The organism is Pseudoduganella aquatica, assembly GCF_020865585.1.
GTDB classification, from domain to species: domain Bacteria; phylum Pseudomonadota; class Gammaproteobacteria; order Burkholderiales; family Burkholderiaceae_D; genus Rugamonas; species Rugamonas aquatica_A.
Window position 1 is genome coordinate 1,684,416 of sequence record NZ_CP086370.1, and the last position, 15,174, is coordinate 1,699,589.

Sequence of the window (15,174 nt, forward strand, 5' to 3'; positions counted from 1 at the left end):
AACGCGCCGGACGGGAAAACCCGCCGGCGCGTTCTCTTTTTGAATCACGTGATTAGACCGGGCAGCTGTTGCCAGTACGGTAGTCGATCACTTTTACTTTGCCGTCGATAATGTCTTTGCGCACGCCCAGGACTTTCTTTTCGATTTCCGGGGTGATCAGCTTGCGGTTGTGCTCATCGAGAGCCCAGTCCACGCCGCCTTCTTTCAGGCCCTTGGCCAGTACGCCGGCTTTCCAGGTGCCGTTCTTCATCTGCATGAAGGAATCATACACGGCATTGTCGATGCGCTTGACCATGGAGGTCAGCACGCTGCCTGGGTACAGGCTGTTCTGGTTGGAATCGACGCCGATCGACAGCTTGCCTTTTTCCTTGGCCGTCTGCAGCGTGCCCATGCCCGAGCCGCCGGCCACTGCGAACACCACGTCCACGCCGCGTTCGAACTGCGAGCGCGCCAGTTCGCCGCCCTTGGCCGGATCGTTCCATGCGGCCGAGGTGGTGCCCACCATGTTCTGGAATACTTCCGCTTTCTTGTCGGTGGCTTTCGCGCCTTGCGCGTAGCCGCAGGCGAAGGTGCGGATCAGCGGAATGTCGATGCCGCCGATGAAGCCCAGCTTCTTGCTCTTGGAGGCCATCACGCCGGCCACGCCCACCAGGTAGGAACCTTCTTCTTCCTTGAAGGTGATCGAGTTCACGTTGGCGCCTTGCGCCACGCCGTCGATCAGCACGAAGCGGACTTTCGGAAATTCCTTGGCGACCTTCTGCACCGCTTGCGTTTGCGCGAAGCCGATGGAGGCGATCAGGTCCATATTCTTGCGGGCCAGGCCGCGCAGAACCTGCTCGGCTTGCGTGTCGCTGCTGGCTTGCGCTTCGAGGAAGCTGATGTTGGTGTCTTTCTTGAAGCGCGCGGCGCCTTCGGAAGCGGACTGGTTGAACGACTTGTCGAACTTGCCGCCCGCGTCGTAGACGATGGCCAGTTTCGGGTCAGCGGCGCAGGCGCCAGCTGCCACGCACATGGCGGCGATCGTCAGACTGAGTTGTTTGATTTTCATGAGTAGGCTCCTGGAAGTTCGATATTGTATATTTTTTGCGGCCAGAACATGTAACTTGGGCTGTTTTTTAGAGGCAATGCCCCGATTTATTGTTTTTCCTGCATCGCATCAAAAGCGTGAAACTTGGTCATATTGTGTCGCCGCCTTGTCGTGCTGCTGCAACATTGTATAAAGCCCAAAATTTATTTTACGTTGTTGCTTTTTCATGCTGTTGCCGTTTGCTCTTGCCAAATCGGCACGCCGCTTCCACCTCGCCGCCACCGCCTTGCCACCCTCTGCGGCACTCTCGCCGCAATGCACTATATAAGTGGTCCGCATGACGGTTGGATAGCCACTTACTATGCATGAGCCGGTATATGTATGGCAAATACGTTTTTTATTGTTTATTTATATGTGAATCATATAAATTGAATCTATTGCGCCGTAATTTCCAGTTAAAAGGTTTCATGCTAGGATTCGCCCTTGTAACGATTTTATTGGTTTTTTGTAAAGCAATCCCTGCTAGGAGCTGGTTCATGATGACAAAAAGTAAGTACGCGTCCCGCACGCTGATCGCCCTGGCGATCGCCGGCGCCTTCCCGCTGCAAGGCGCGATGGCCCAGGAAGCCGCCCAAGCCGACGCCAAGGCGCAAGCCGGCCAGCTTGAAACGGTGATCGTGACGGCAGCGCGCCGCTCGGAAAACATCAAGGATGTGCCTATGGCCATCTCCACCATGAAAGGCGAAAAGCTGGACGTGCTGACCGCTGGCGGCGACGACATCCGCTTCATGTCCGGCCGTACCCCGTCGCTGAACGTGGAATCGGACTTCGGCCGTTCCTTCCCGCGCTTCTACATCCGCGGCCTGGGCAACACCGACTTCGACCTGAACGCCTCCCAGCCTGTGGGCCTGGTGTACGACGGCGTGGTGCAGGAGTCGCCGATGCTGAAAGGCTTCCCGGTCTTCGACGTGGAACAGATTGAAGTGCTGCGCGGCCCGCAAGGTACGCTGTTCGGCCGCAACTCGCCAGCCGGCGTGATCAAGTTCGACTCGGTCAAGCCGACCAACAAGCAGGAAGGCTATGTGTCGGCCGGCTTCGGCAAGGACGGCGTGTTCAATGCCGAAGGCGCCTTCAACCTGCCGATCAACGAGATGATCAGCGCCCGCGTATCGCTGCAATCGCAGTCGCGCGACGACCGCGTGCACAACCCGCGCATCACCGGCACTCAGGACTTCGAAGGCTACAAGGACAACGCGGCCCGCGTGCAGGTGGCGTTCAAGCCTAACAAGGACTTCAGCGCCCTGTTCAATGTGCACCACCGCGACATGGACGGCAGCGCCACCCTGTTCCGCGCCGGCATCATCAAGAAGGGCACCAACGAGATCGTGGACGGCTTTGACTATGGCCGCTACCCGACCGACGGCTTCAACACCCAGAAGCTGAAAGTCACCGGCTCCAGCCTGACCCTGCGCTACGACCTGCCGACGATGACGCTGCACTCCATCACCGGCTACGAGAAGGCCAAGTTCTACAGCCGCGCCGACGTGGACGGCGGCTACGGTTCCGGCGCCACCTCCGGCCCGGCTCCTGCCTTCATCCCGTTCACCTCCGAAACCGCCGACGGCCTGCCGGACCACAAGCAGATCTCGCAAGAGTTCCGCGTCGAGTCCAACACCAAGGACCGCCTGCAGTGGATCGGCGGCGTGTACTACTTCAAGGAAGACATCGTTGTCGACAGCTTCAACTTCGACACCCTGGGCGGCGGCGTAGTCAACGGCTATGCACAGCAGACCCAGAACTCGCGCTCGTGGGCGGCCTTCGGCTCCGTCAACTACGCGCTGAGCGACGTTTGGAAAGTGCGCGCCGGCGTGCGCTACACCGACGACAAGAAGGACTTCGTGGCAGCCCGCACGCTGACTCCCTTCGGCGGCAAGAACGTCGGCCCGCTGTTCGCGCATCCGAAAGACACCAACATCAGCTGGGACCTGAGCACCAACTACGAGATCGACAAGAACACCAACGTGTACGGCCGCATTGCGACCGGCTACCGCGCTCCGTCGATCCAGGGCCGCGTGCTGTTCGGCGACACCATCTCGGTGGGCGATTCGGAGAAGAACCTGTCGGTGGAAGCCGGTATCAAGCAGGACTTCCTGAACAAGCGTGCGCGCCTGTCGGCTTCGGTGTTCAAGTACCGCGTGAAAGACCTGCAGCTGACCGCAGGTTCGGGCGCCGTCAACCAGAACCGCCTGGTCAATGCGGACAAGGCTGAAGGCCAGGGCTTCGAGCTGGACATGCAAGCCATTATCTCGGAAGAATGGCGCGCCACCATCGGCGGCAGCTACAACGACACCGAGATCAAGGACGCAGGCCTGTTCGTGGCGCCATGCGGCAATGGCTGCACCGTCACCAACCCAACCAAGACCATCGGCGGCTCCACGGTTGCGCTGATCAACGGCAACCCGCTGCCGCGCGCGCCCAAGTGGGTGGGCAACTTCACGCTGCGCTACAGCACTCCTGTGGCCAACGGCGAGTTCTACGCCTACACCGACTGGGCTTACCGCGACAAATACAATATGTTCCTGTACGAAGCGAAGGAATACAAAGCCAAATCCATGCTGGAAGGCGGCCTGCGCGCCGGCTACAAATGGGCTGACGGCAAGTACGAAGTCGCCGCTTACGGCCGCAACATCACCGGCCGCGAGCAAGTCATCGCCGCGATCGACTTCAACAACCTGACCGGTATCGTCAACGAACCGCGCACCTACGGCGTGCAGTTCAAAGCGAACTTCTAATAAGTTCTTCGTTGGCGAAGCCCGCGCATCGTAAGATGTGCGGGCTTTTTTACTTTCAGGAGCGGCGGGATGCAGACAGCGGTAAGTTTATGGCCCTTGCTGGGCGTGGCGGTGATCGTGGTGGGCTTTTTGCTGCGCGCGCATCCGGTGCTGGTGGTGGCGGCGGCGTGCTTCACAACGGGCTTCGCCGCCATGATGCCGGTGGAGGCCTTGCTGGCGTCGCTGGGCAGGGCCTTCGTCAAGACGCGCAACCTGCCGCTGATCTATCTGCTGCCGCTGGCCGCGATCGGCCTGCTGGAGCGCTACGGCTTGCGCGAGCACGCGCAGGCCGCCATCGCCCGCGTGAAGGCGGCGACGGCGGGGCGCATACTGATTGTCTACCTGACGGTGCGCGAATTGTCCGCCGCCGGCGGGCTGACCAGCCTGGGCGGGCATCCGAACATGGTGCGGCCGCTGGTGGCGCCGATGGCGGAAGCGGCGGCCGAGCTGCGCCACCCGGGCCTGAGCGAACGCCTGCGCCAGCGCGTGCGCGCCATGGCCGCCGCCACGGACAACGTGGGCCTGTTCTTCGGCGAGGACATCTTCGTGGCCTTCGGCGCCATCGTGCTGATGCAGACCATCCTGCGAGGGGAGGGCATCGAGGTTGACCCGCTGCACGTGGCCATGTGGGGCATACCCACCGCCGTGACGGCCTACATCATCCACGCCTGGCGCTTGCGCCGCCTGGACCGCGAAATTGAAAGCGAGCTGCTTGCCGCCGCAGGCAAGGCCGCAGCAGGTGCAGCCGCTCCGCTGCCGAGCGGAGGCCAGCCATGATCTTCAAGCTGGAATACTTTTACCTGCTGCTGGGCGCCGTGCTGGCGCTGATCGCGCTGCTCACGCTGGCCGACCGCAGCAACCCGCGCCGCCACACGACGGCGCTGTTCTGGGCGCTGTACGCCGCAATTTATCTGGCTGGCGAAGCGCTGCCGGAAGCGACGGCGGGCGCCATCATGATCACCATGGCGCTGCTGGCCGGCTTTGGCGGCGTGCGCATGGGCGCGCCGAATAATCTGCCCGAGTCCGAGCGCCGCAGCAGCGCCCAGCGCTTGGGCAACAAGCTGTTCGTGCCCGCGCTCATCATCCCCGGCGTCACCATGGCCTGCGCCACCTTGCTCAAGGACGTCAAGCTGGGCGGCCTTTTCCTGTTCGAGCAGAAGCACCTCACCCTGGCCGCGCTGGGCTGCGCCTCGGTGATCGCGGTGGCGGTTGCCTGCGTTATGCTGCGCGCCACACCGCTGCAGGCCGCGCGCGAGCAGCGGCGCCTGGTCGACGCCATGGGCTGGGCCATCGTTCTGCCGCACATGCTGGCCGTGCTTGGGCTGCTGTTCACGGAGGCGGGCGTGGGCAAGGCCGTGGCCCACGTCAGCACCTCCTACATCAATATGGACTACAAGCTGGTGGCGGTGGCCGTGTACTGCGGCGGCATGGCGCTGTTCACCATTGTCATGGGCAACGGCTTCGCCGCTTTCCCTGTGATGGCGGGCGGCGTCGGCATACCCGTGCTGGTGAACGTGTACGGCGCCAATCCGGCGGTCATGGCCGCCATCGGCATGTTCAGCGGCTACTGCGGCACGCTGATGACGCCCATGGCCGCCAACTTCAACATTGTGCCCGCCGCGCTGCTGGACCTGCACGACAAGCACGCCGTCATCAAGGCCCAGATCCCCACTGCGCTGCCGCTGCTGGGGGCGAATATACTGCTGTTGTACTTCCTGATGAACTATTGACGATGAAAACGATACTGCTGACCGGCTTCGAGCCGTTTAACCAAGAGACCATCAACCCCGCCTGGGAAGCCGTGCGCGCGCTGGACGGCTGGAGCGAGGACGGCTTCCGCGTGGTGGCGCGCCAGTTGCCCTGCGTGTTCGGCGAGGCCAACGAGGCGATGGCGCAGGCGGTGGCGGAGCTTCATCCTGCGGTGGTGATCGCGGTGGGGCAGGCGGGCGGGCGCTGCGACTTGTCTGTGGAACGCGTGGCCATCAATGTGGACGACGCGCCGATCAGGGACAACCGTCAGCAGCAGCTGGTGGACGAGGCCATTGTGCCGGGCGGCCCGGCGGCGTATTTTTCCACGCTGCCGATCAAGGCCATCGTGGGCGCGCTGCGGGAAGCGGGGCTGCCTGCTTCGGTGTCGCAGACGGCGGGCACTTTTGTGTGCAACCACGTGTTTTATGGGCTGATGCATGCCGCAGCGAAGGGGCGGAGGGCGATGCGGGCGGGGTTCATCCACATTCCATATTTGCCCCAGCAGGCGGCGGCGCACCCGGGTGCGGCCAGCATGGCGCTGGCGGATATGATTGAAGGCCTGCGCATCGCGGTGCGCACCACGCTCGCCACCGTGGCCGATGTGCGCGTGCAGGGCGGGGCGACGCAGTAGCCGCGTCACCGCTGGCGGGTTACGGCGTTCCGCCTAACCCGCCCTACGTGTTCGCGTGGTTCGGGTGGTTCGCGTGGTTCAGGTAGTTCGCATGGGGCGCATGGGTCGCGTAGGGCGGGTTAGCGGAGCGTAACCCGCCGGCAGTCACGTGGCGGGCTTGAGGATGTTGAGGAAAGCGCGCACCACCGGCGCGTCGTCCAGCGTGGTGTAGGTGATGTACAGATTGGCCGACGGCGGGTTGGTGCGGATCGGCACGAACACCACGCCCGGCCAGCCGATGCGGCTGGTGGTCTCTGGCAGCAGTGCCACGCCCAGCCCCGCGCCCACCATGGCCAGCAGCGTCTGCGGCTCGGACGCCTCCTGGAAGATGGTGGGCTGGAAGCCCGCCTTCACGCAGCACTGGATCAGGTAGCGCGGGAAGGCCGACTTGTCGAGCGCCAGCGTCAGCATAGGCTCGTTGGCGATGTCGGTCAGCTCGATCGCGTCCTGCTTGGCCAGCGGGTGGTGCTCGTTCAGCGCCACGCACACGTTCTCGCGGAAGCACAGCTCCTGGCGCAGGTTGTCGTTGCGCAGGTCGTCCTCGTTCAGTTTCGGCTCGCGCCAGAAGCCCACGTCGATCTGCTTGGCGCGCAGCGCGTCGTACTGCACCGTCGGTCCGAATTCATGGATGGTCCACGTCACGCGCGGGAACTTGCTCTGGAATTCCTCCAGCAGCGAGGGGATAGGCCCCCACATCGCCGAACCCACGATGCCCACGCGCAGCCGGCCCACTTCGCCACGGTCGATCTGGCGGATGGTGTCTATGGTCATGCGCATCTTGGCCAGCAGCTCGGACGCTTCGGACATCAGCGCCTTGCCCGCCACCGTCAGCTCGAAGGTGCGCGTGGTGCGCGCGAACAGGCGCACGCCCAGTTCACTTTCCAGCTTCATGATCTGCTGGCTCAGCGGCGGTTGCGATATGTGCAGCCGTTCCGCAGCGCGGCTGAAACTCTTTTCTTCTGCAACGGCGAGAAAGTACTTTAGTTGTTTCAGATCGATGGACATGGCAGGCCTTCGTTATACGACGGGGTGCTCCAGCAGTGCGCGCGCCAGTTCGGCGCCGACGCGGGCGTTGTTCTTTACCAGGGCGATATTGGTGGCCAGGCTGCGGCCCTCGGTCAGCTGCTTGATGCGCGCCAGCAGGAAGGGTGTGACCTTCTTGCCGGTGACGCCGCCCGCCGCCGCTTCGCCCAGCGCCTGCGCGGTGATGGCGTCGATCTCCGCCTTCGGCATGGCCTGGTCTTGCGGCACCGGCGCGCTCACCACCACGCCGCCCTTCAGGCCCAGCTTCCACTTGGTGTTGATGAAGGAGGCCTGCTCGGCCGGCGTATCGAGCTGGAAGTCGGCGTTGAAGCCGCTTTCGCGCGTGAAGAAGGCCGGGAATCCGGGCTGGCCTACGCTCACCACCGGCACGCCGTGCGTCTCCAGGTATTCCAGCGTGAGGCCGATGTCGAGGATGGACTTCACGCCCGCGCACACCACGGCCACCGAAGTCCGCGCCAGCTCCTGCAGGTCGGCCGAGATGTCGAAGCTGGTCTCGGCGCCACGGTGCACGCCGCCGATGCCGCCGGTGACGAAGACATGGATGCCCGCCAGCTCGGCGCAGATCATGGTGGCGGCCACGGTGGTGGCGCCCAGCTTGCCGGTCGAGAGCACGTAGGGCAGGTCGCGGCGGCTCACCTTCATGGCGTCCGGCGAGTTGCCCAGCAATTCCAGCTGCTCGGGCGAGAGGCCGATGCAGATCTTGCCGCCGATGATGGCGATGGTGGCCGGCACGGCGCCCGCGTCGCGGATGATCTGTTCAACTTCCTGCGCGGTCTGCACGTTCTGCGGGTAAGGCATGCCGTGCGAGATGATGGTCGATTCCAGCGCCACGACGGGTTTGCCCGCTGCGCGCGCGTTGGCCACTTCGGCCGAGTAGGAGAGGAATTGGTGCATGGTGGTTTCCTAAAAGTGGAATTCGTTGATCTCGTCGAGAATGTCGGCGGCCAGCAGGGGGGAGACGGTGTCCGGACTTTCCAGCGTCATGGCGGCCACTTTCAGGCCACGGCGGCAGGCCAGCGTGAGGTCGCCGTTGCCCTGGTAGATGGACCAGCACACGCCGGCGGCAAAGGCGTCGCCGGCGCCGGTCACGTCCACTACGTCCACTTGCGGGGCCGGCAGCCAGCCCAGGCCTTCCGCGCCGGTGTGCGAGCCGGTATGGAACACGCCTTCGCCGCCGCAGGTGATGATGAGGTCCTGCGCGCCTTGCGCCTGCACTTCGCGGCAGGCTTGCGCCAGCGCGGCTTCGTCTGGCAGGGCGCGGCCCACGCGGGTTTCCAGTTCTCCGCGGTTGAGCACCAGCAGGCGCAGGCCGTGCAGGTCTTGCGGCAGGCGCGCCATCTTGGGCTGGGACACGGCCACGATAATGAGCGGCAGGGCGTCGCGCTGCGCGTCCTGCAGCAGGGCGGCCACGCTGTCCAGCGGCAGGTTCAGGTCGGCCACCACCATCGCGGCGCCGCCGCGCTGCGGCGTGCGGCTGGCCAGGAAGTCCGGCGTCATCTGGTCGTACAGCGCCATGTCGGCCAGGGCCAGCACCATTTCGCCGCGCTCGTCCAGCACGGCGGTGTAGGTGCCGCTGTAGGTATTGTTCAGGCGCAGCGTGCCGCGCGTGTCGATGCCGGCCGTCTCGGCCTGTTGCAGCAGCGAGTGGCCGGCCGTGTCGTCGCCCACGGCGGTGAGCAGGGCGGACGGCAGGCCGAGGCGGGCCAGGTTCTCGGCGATGTTGCGGGCCACGCCGCCATGCACTTCCTCGGCGTAGGCCGGATTGGAGGTGCCCATTTGCAGCGTTTCCAGCGTGCGCAACTTGCGGTCCAGGTTGGCAGCGCCTATACAGAGTACAGGGCGTTTATCCGGCAGCACGTAGGCGCGGCCGAGCAGGCGGCGTTCGCGTATCAGGCTGGCGATGTGGCCGGCCACGGCCGAGCGCGACAGGCGCAGCTCGACGGCCAGGTCTTGCTGGGAGACGAAGGGGTTGGCGCGGATCAGCTCGTAGAGCTGCTCTTTTTTGGATGTGTCCGTCACGGGCGGTGGCCTTGTAAACATTTGTCTTTCATCGTAAACATATGTCCGTGCAGTGTCAAATGCTGAAAAAAGAGGCGCAGCCCCTAATTTATACGACTTTCATATAAATGACCAAGAAAAATGGTATTTGCCATACATATAGGGCTCAGGCATAGTGTCGCCTGTATAGCCGTAAGTCACATTCCCCGCGCAGCAGCCCAAAACTCACAGATAAAACACTTAAAACGAGGATAACCATGTCTAACAATTCTCCATTCCAGGCCGCCGCCATCGTCCGTTCGCGCATGCCAGCGAACTTCCAGCCACGCCTGGCCATGATCCTGGGTTCCGGCCTGGGCGTACTGGCGGAGCAAATGACGGACGCGGTGACTATCGGTTTCGACGAGCTGCCGGGCTTCCCCATCTCCACCGTGCACGGCCACGCCGGCGCCATGGTGCTGGGCACCCTGAACGGCGTGCAGATGGTGTGCCTGAAAGGCCGCGGCCATTTCTACGAAGGCTACGGCCTGGGCGTGATGACCTCCGCCGTGCGCACGCTGAAACTGCTGGGCGTGGACTTCCTGTTCGTGACCAACGCGGCCGGTTCGCTGCGTCCTGAAGTGGACGCCGGCTCGCTGGTGGCGCTGACCGACCACATCAACTTCCTGCCGGGCACCCCGATGATAGGCCCGAACGACGAACGCTTCGGCCCGCGCTTCTTCAGCATGGCCAACGCCTACGACGCCGACCTGCGCAATCTGCTGAAGAGCACCGCAGCCGAGCAGGCCATCACGCTGCATGACGGCGTCTACATCGCCTACGCCGGTCCGAACTTCGAAACCCCGGCCGAAATCCGCGCCTTCAAAACGCTGGGCGCGGACGTGGTGGGCATGTCGGTGGTGCCGGAAGTGGTGCCTGCGCGCCACTGTGGCCTGAAGGTGGTCGGCGTGTCCGTCATTACCAACCTGGCCGAAGGCCTGTCGCCGTTCCCGCTGTCGCACGAGCAGACCCTGAAGTACGCCGCCATCGGCGCCGAAAGCCTGATCAAGCTGATCCTGGCCTTCGTGGAAAACGTGGCAAAAACGCCTAAGGCGTAATAAGAAAAGGGGCGGCTGGACCGCCCCTGTGCTTTATTCGGCATAAACTGACCTTTTGAGCGAGCCTATCATGTCACGCGCATTCATCCTCCTACTGGACTCCTTCGGCCTGGGCGCAACGCCCGACGCTGGCAAATACGGCGACAGCGCCACCAACACCTTCGGCCATATCGCCGCATGGGCTGCCAGGGAAGGCAAGCCGATGTCGCTGCCGAACATGGAAAAACTGGGCCTGGCCGCTGCCGCCCACGAAGCCAGCGGCCAGTGGGCCGAAGGCTTCCCGCTGCGCGACGGCTTCACCGCAGCCTATGGCGCGGCGCGCGAACAATCGACCGGCAAGGACACGCAGAGCGGCCACTGGGAAATCGCCGGCGTGCCGGTGCTGTTCGACTGGGGCTACTTCCCCAAGACCGTGCCGTCCTTCCCGAAAGAGCTGACCGACAAGCTGCAGGAACTGACCGGCGTGCCGGGTTTCCTGGGCAACTGCCACGCTTCCGGCACCACCATCATCAATGAGTTGGGCGACGAGAGCGTTGCAAGCGGCAAGCCTATCCTCTACACCTCCGCCGACTCCGTGCTGCAGATCGCCTGCCACGAAGAGCACTTCGGCCTGGAGCGCCTGTACGATATGTGCGAGAAGGCCTATGAGCTGGTCAAGCCCTACAACATCGGCCGCATCATCGCGCGTCCATTCGTGGGCGCCAACGGCAACTACAAGCGCACCTCCAACCGCCACGACTACGCCATTCCGCCGCACGCGCCCACGCTGCTGGACCATGTGAAGAACGAAGGCGGCGAAGTGATCGCCCTGGGCAAGATCAGCGACATCTACGCCGCGCAAGGCGTGAGCCGCGTGGTGAAGGGCCCGGACAATATGGCCCTGTTCGACGCGTTGCTGAAAGTGCAGGACGAGGCGGGCGACAAGTCGCTCACCTTCGTCAACTTCGTCGACTTCGACCAGTCCTTCGGCCACCGCCGCGACGTGGCAGGCTATTCGAACGCGCTGCATGAAATGGACGCCCGCCTGCCCGAGTTCTTCGCCAAGATGAAGGACGGCGACCTGTGCGTGATTACCGCCGACCACGGCTGCGATCCCACCTCGCCCGGCTCGGACCACACCCGCGAACATATCCCGATGATCTTCTTCGGTCCAGGCGTGCAAGGGCGCCCGCTCGGCATCTCGGAAACCTTCTCCGACATCGGCCAGACGCTGGCCCACCACCTGGGCGTGAAACCACTTTCCAACGGAACCAACCTCCTATGACCATCCCGCACGACTTCAAGCGCACCGAGGCAATGGCCCTCGACCTGAGCTGGCTGAACCATATCCACGTGAACAAGGCGGCGGCCGACCGCCGCGCCGCCTCGCTGGCGAACCGCCGCTCGGTGAAGAAAGAGTACCAGGCCGCCTGGCTGGTCAAGGCCATCGGCCTGATCGACCTGACCACGCTGTCGGGCGACGACACCCCGGGCCGCGTCGAGCGCCTGTGCATGAAGGCCATGCGTCCGCTGCGTTCGGACCTGGTGGAAGCGCTGGGCCTGCAAGACCTGAACGTGACCACCGGCGCCGTGTGCGTGTACCACGAGATGATCAAGCCTGCCGTGCAGGTGCTGCAAGGCCGCCTGCCTATCGCCGCCGTATCGACCGGCTTCCCTGCGGGCCTGACCAGCATGGAAACCAAGGTGCGCGAGATTGAACTGAGCGTGGCCGCAGGCGCCACTGAGATCGACATCGTCATCACCCGCCAGCACGTCCTGACCGGCAACTGGCAAGCGCTGTACGACGAAATGCTGGCTTACCGCAAAGCCTGCGGCGAAGCGCACGTGAAGGCCATCCTGGCCACCGGCGACCTGGTGACGCTGGAAAACGTGGCCAAGGCTTCGTGGGTTTGCATGATGGCAGGCGCGGACTTCATCAAGACCTCCACCGGCAAGGAAGGCGTGAACGCCACCATTCCCGTGTCGCTGGTGATGGTGCGCGCGATCCGCGAGTTCTACGAGCAGACCGGCTTCAAGATCGGCTACAAGCCTGCGGGCGGCGTGGGCACCGCGAAGGGCGCCCTGCAATACATGACCGTGATGAAGGAAGAACTGGGCAATGAGTGGCTGGAGCCGCACCTGTTCCGCATCGGCGCATCGAGCCTGCTGACCGACATCGAGCGCCAGCTCGAGCACTACGTCACCGGCAACTACTCCGCTGCCCACCGTCACGCGCAACCGTAAAGAACATCGAGAAGACACCGCTATGCCAACTATCAACGAGATCCTCAATACCATGGAATACGGCCCGGCACCAGAAAGCCAGAAAGAAGCGCAAGCGTGGCTGGACCAGAAAGGCCGCCAGTTCGGCCTGTTCATCGACAACGCCTGGAGCGACGCCGGTGAAACCTTCGCATCGAACAATCCGGCCGACGGCAAAGAGCTGGCCAAGCTGACGCAGGCGACCGGCGACGACGTCGACCGCGCCGTGGCAGCCGCGCGCCGCGCGCAGCCGGGCTGGCAAGGCCTGGGCGGCCATGGCCGCGCCAAGATCCTGTACTCGATCGCGCGCCTGATGCAGAAGCATTCGCGCCTGTTCGCCGTGCTGGAAACGCTGGACAACGGCAAGACCATCCGCGAAACCCGCGACGCCGACCTGCCGCTGGTGGCGCGCCACTTCTACTACCACGCAGGCTGGGCACAGCTGCAGGACGAAGAATTCGCCAACCACCGCCCGGTGGGCGTGGTAGGCCAGATCGTCCCATGGAATTTCCCTCTCCTTATGCTGGCGTGGAAAATCGCTCCTGCGCTGGCCGCCGGTAACACGGTCGTGTTCAAACCGGCCGAATTCACTTCGCTGACCGCCATGCTGTTCGCGGACATCTGCGTGCAGGCAGGCGTGCCTGCCGGCGTGGTCAACATCGTCACCGGCGACGGCCGCGTGGGCGAAGCCATCGTCAACCATGCAGGCATCGACAAGCTGGCCTTCACCGGCTCCACCGAAGTGGGCCGCCTGATCCGCCAGGCCACCGCAGGCAGCGGCAAGAAGCTGTCGCTGGAACTGGGCGGCAAGTCGCCCTTCATCGTCTTCGAAGATGCAGACCTGGACGCCGCAGTCGAAGGCCTGGTCGATTCCATCTGGTTCAACCAGGGCCAGGTCTGCTGCGCCGGTTCGCGCCTGCTGGTGCAGGAATCCGTGGAAGAGCGCTTCCTGAACAAGCTGCGCGCGCGCATGGACAACCTGCGCCTCGGTTCGCCGCTGGACAAGTCGATGGACATCGGCGCCCTGGTCGATCCGGTGCAGCAGCAGCGCATCGCCGGCCTGGTGGAATCGGCCCGCAGCGAAGGCTGCACCGTGTACCAGCCTGCCGGCTGCCAGATCCCGGCCGACGGCTCCTGGTTCCCGCCTACGCTGATCACCGGCGCATCGACCTCCGCCGCCGTGGCGCAAGCCGAAATCTTCGGCCCCGTGCTGGTGGCGATGAGCTTCCGCACCCCGCCTGAAGCGGTACAGCTGGCCAACAACACCGTGTACGGCCTGGCCTCCTGCGTATGGACCGAGAACATCTCGCTGGCGCTGGACGTGGCGCCGCAGATCAAGGCCGGCGTGGTATGGATCAACACCGCCAACCAGTTCGACGCCGCTTGCGGCTTCGGCGGCTACCGCGAATCCGGCTACGGCCGTGAAGGCGGCCGCGAAGGCATGTACGAATACCTGGTGCCCGTGTCGGAAGACGCGCGTCCTGCCGCACCTGTGCTTGCAGCGCCTGCGAAAGCCAAGGCAGCTCCTGCCGCCGCCGACGCATTCGCCATCGACCGCACCGCCAAGCTGTACATCGGCGGCAAGCAGGCCCGCCCTGACGGCGCCTACAGCCGCGCCATCCACGGCGCGGACGGCAAGTTCATCGGCGAAGTGGGCGAAGGCAACCGCAAGGACATCCGCAACGCCGTGGAAGCCGCGCACAAGGCCACCGGCTGGACCAAGGCCACCGCGCACAACCGCGCGCAAGTGCTGTTCTACATCGCAGAAAACCTGGCCGCGCGCGGCGAGGAATTCGCTGCCCGCATCGGCGCGATGACCGGCGCGAAGAATCCGGAGAAGGAAGTGCAAGCGGCCATCGAGCGCCTGTTCTACTGGGCGGCGTGGGCCGACAAGTACGACGGCCTGGCGCACCAGCCGCCTATGCACGGCATTACCGTGGCGCTGAACGAAGCCATCGGCGTGATCGGCATCGTGGCGCCGAACGAGTCGCCGCTGCTGGGCTTCATCTCGCTGGTGGCCCCTGCGATTGCAGTGGGCAACCGCGTGGTGGTCGTGCCTTCGGAAGCGCATCCGCTGTCGGCAACGGATCTGTACCAGGTGTTCGATACGTCCGACCTGCCGGGCGGCGTGGTCAACATCGTCACCGGTTCGGCGGACGAACTGGCGCGCACGCTGGCTTCGCACTCGGACATCGACGCCGTATGGCGCCATGACGGTTCGGCCGAAGGCTGCGCCGAAGTGGAGCGCCTGTCGGCAGCGTCGCTCAAGCGCACCTGGACCGGCGGCGCCAAAGGCCGCGACTGGTACAGCACCGCGCAGGTGGGCGGCCGCGCAGTCCTGGCGCATGCCTCGCAAGTGAAAAACATCTGGATTCCATACGGCGTCTAATGTTGGCGGGTTACGCCTTCGGCTAACCCGCCCTACGCAAGACGCACCCGCGCCGCGCAAGCACGTAGGGCGGGTTAGCGCAGCGTAACCCGCCAAAGGGGCCGCAGACCAGACCCTGGCCTGCGGCC

General features: G+C 64.2%; 12 protein-coding genes. 8 read left to right on the forward strand and 4 right to left on the reverse strand.

The window, feature by feature from the left end:
* Positions 1-52: 52 nt before the first annotated feature.
* The gene (locus tag KT882_RS07440; RefSeq protein ID WP_161072573.1) at positions 53-1,048 is read right to left on the reverse strand and encodes a BMP family lipoprotein; all 996 of its coding nucleotides are present in this window, start codon (positions 1,046-1,048) and stop codon (positions 53-55) included.
* Between the two features lie 518 nt (positions 1,049-1,566).
* Here KT882_RS07440 and KT882_RS07445 point away from each other — a divergent pair.
* The 4 genes from KT882_RS07445 to pcp all read left to right on the forward strand — a co-directional run bounded on the left by KT882_RS07445 (position 1,567) and on the right by pcp (position 6,238).
* On the forward strand, positions 1,567-3,819 hold the full coding sequence (locus tag KT882_RS07445; RefSeq protein WP_228896566.1) for a TonB-dependent receptor: 2,253 nt from the start codon (positions 1,567-1,569) through the stop codon (positions 3,817-3,819).
* 69 nt (positions 3,820-3,888) lie between these two features.
* A complete protein-coding gene (locus KT882_RS07450; RefSeq protein WP_228895136.1) occupies positions 3,889-4,635 on the forward strand; it encodes a DUF969 domain-containing protein in 747 nt (248 codons plus the stop codon).
* Positions 4,632-5,588 carry a DUF979 domain-containing protein gene (locus KT882_RS07455; RefSeq protein WP_161072571.1) on the forward strand — a complete coding sequence of 319 codons (957 nt, stop codon included), beginning with the start codon at positions 4,632-4,634 and terminating at the stop codon, positions 5,586-5,588. The genes KT882_RS07450 and KT882_RS07455 overlap by 4 nt, the downstream gene beginning before the upstream one ends.
* A 2-nt stretch (positions 5,589-5,590) precedes the next feature.
* A complete protein-coding gene (gene pcp, locus KT882_RS07460) occupies positions 5,591-6,238 on the forward strand; it encodes a pyroglutamyl-peptidase I (protein WP_228895138.1) in 648 nt (215 codons plus the stop codon).
* A gap of 144 nt (positions 6,239-6,382) precedes the next feature.
* Here the strand turns inward: pcp and KT882_RS07465 are convergent, their stop codons facing one another.
* The 3 genes from KT882_RS07465 to KT882_RS07475 are packed head-to-tail and all read right to left on the reverse strand — an operon-like array spanning position 6,383 to position 9,340.
* Complete coding sequence (locus tag KT882_RS07465; RefSeq protein WP_161072569.1) at positions 6,383-7,282, reverse strand: LysR family transcriptional regulator; 900 nt, start codon at positions 7,280-7,282, stop codon at positions 6,383-6,385.
* A gap of 12 nt (positions 7,283-7,294) precedes the next feature.
* Positions 7,295-8,215 (reverse strand): pseudouridine-5'-phosphate glycosidase, encoded by a 921-nt coding sequence (locus tag KT882_RS07470; RefSeq protein WP_161072568.1) that lies wholly within the window; start codon positions 8,213-8,215, stop codon positions 7,295-7,297.
* A 9-nt stretch (positions 8,216-8,224) separates the two neighbouring features.
* Positions 8,225-9,340: a carbohydrate kinase gene (locus KT882_RS07475; RefSeq protein WP_228895140.1), complete on the reverse strand. Its 1,116-nt coding sequence runs from the start codon at positions 9,338-9,340 to the stop codon at positions 8,225-8,227.
* Positions 9,341-9,576: 236 nt separating this feature from the next.
* Here KT882_RS07475 and xapA point away from each other — a divergent pair, with 236 nt between their 5' ends.
* The 4 genes from xapA to KT882_RS07495 all read left to right on the forward strand — a co-directional run bounded on the left by xapA (position 9,577) and on the right by KT882_RS07495 (position 15,046).
* Complete coding sequence (xapA, locus tag KT882_RS07480) at positions 9,577-10,416, forward strand: xanthosine phosphorylase (protein ID WP_161072566.1); 840 nt, start codon at positions 9,577-9,579, stop codon at positions 10,414-10,416.
* Positions 10,417-10,486: 70 nt separating this feature from the next.
* Positions 10,487-11,680, forward strand: coding sequence for a phosphopentomutase (locus tag KT882_RS07485; protein WP_161072565.1), 1,194 nt, complete (start codon positions 10,487-10,489; stop codon positions 11,678-11,680).
* Positions 11,677-12,639: a deoxyribose-phosphate aldolase gene (gene deoC / locus KT882_RS07490; protein WP_228895142.1), complete on the forward strand. Its 963-nt coding sequence runs from the start codon at positions 11,677-11,679 to the stop codon at positions 12,637-12,639. Before KT882_RS07485 ends, deoC begins: the two co-directional genes overlap by 4 nt.
* A gap of 22 nt (positions 12,640-12,661) precedes the next feature.
* Positions 12,662-15,046, forward strand: coding sequence for an aldehyde dehydrogenase family protein (locus tag KT882_RS07495; protein ID WP_371869355.1), 2,385 nt, complete (start codon positions 12,662-12,664; stop codon positions 15,044-15,046).
* Positions 15,047-15,174 lie beyond the last annotated feature (128 nt).

Bases quoted from the DNA above. Each gene is read 5' to 3' on its own strand.
- KT882_RS07485 (WP_161072565.1), top strand. From the start codon at position 10,487: ATGTCACGCGCATTCATCCTCCTACTGGACTCCTTCGGCCTGGGCGCA.
- KT882_RS07450 (WP_228895136.1), top strand. From the start codon at position 3,889: ATGCAGACAGCGGTAAGTTTATGGCCCTTGCTGGGCGTGGCGGTGATC.
- KT882_RS07440 (WP_161072573.1), bottom strand. From the start codon at position 1,048: ATGAAAATCAAACAACTCAGTCTGACGATCGCCGCCATGTGCGTGGCA.
- KT882_RS07455 (WP_161072571.1), top strand. From the start codon at position 4,632: ATGATCTTCAAGCTGGAATACTTTTACCTGCTGCTGGGCGCCGTGCTG.
- KT882_RS07445 (WP_228896566.1), top strand. From the start codon at position 1,567: ATGACAAAAAGTAAGTACGCGTCCCGCACGCTGATCGCCCTGGCGATC.
- KT882_RS07465 (WP_161072569.1), bottom strand. From the start codon at position 7,282: ATGTCCATCGATCTGAAACAACTAAAGTACTTTCTCGCCGTTGCAGAA.
- pcp (WP_228895138.1), top strand. From the start codon at position 5,591: ATGAAAACGATACTGCTGACCGGCTTCGAGCCGTTTAACCAAGAGACC.
- KT882_RS07470 (WP_161072568.1), bottom strand. From the start codon at position 8,215: ATGCACCAATTCCTCTCCTACTCGGCCGAAGTGGCCAACGCGCGCGCA.
- deoC (WP_228895142.1), top strand. From the start codon at position 11,677: ATGACCATCCCGCACGACTTCAAGCGCACCGAGGCAATGGCCCTCGAC.
- xapA (WP_161072566.1), top strand. From the start codon at position 9,577: ATGTCTAACAATTCTCCATTCCAGGCCGCCGCCATCGTCCGTTCGCGC.
- KT882_RS07495 (WP_371869355.1), top strand. From the start codon at position 12,662: ATGCCAACTATCAACGAGATCCTCAATACCATGGAATACGGCCCGGCA.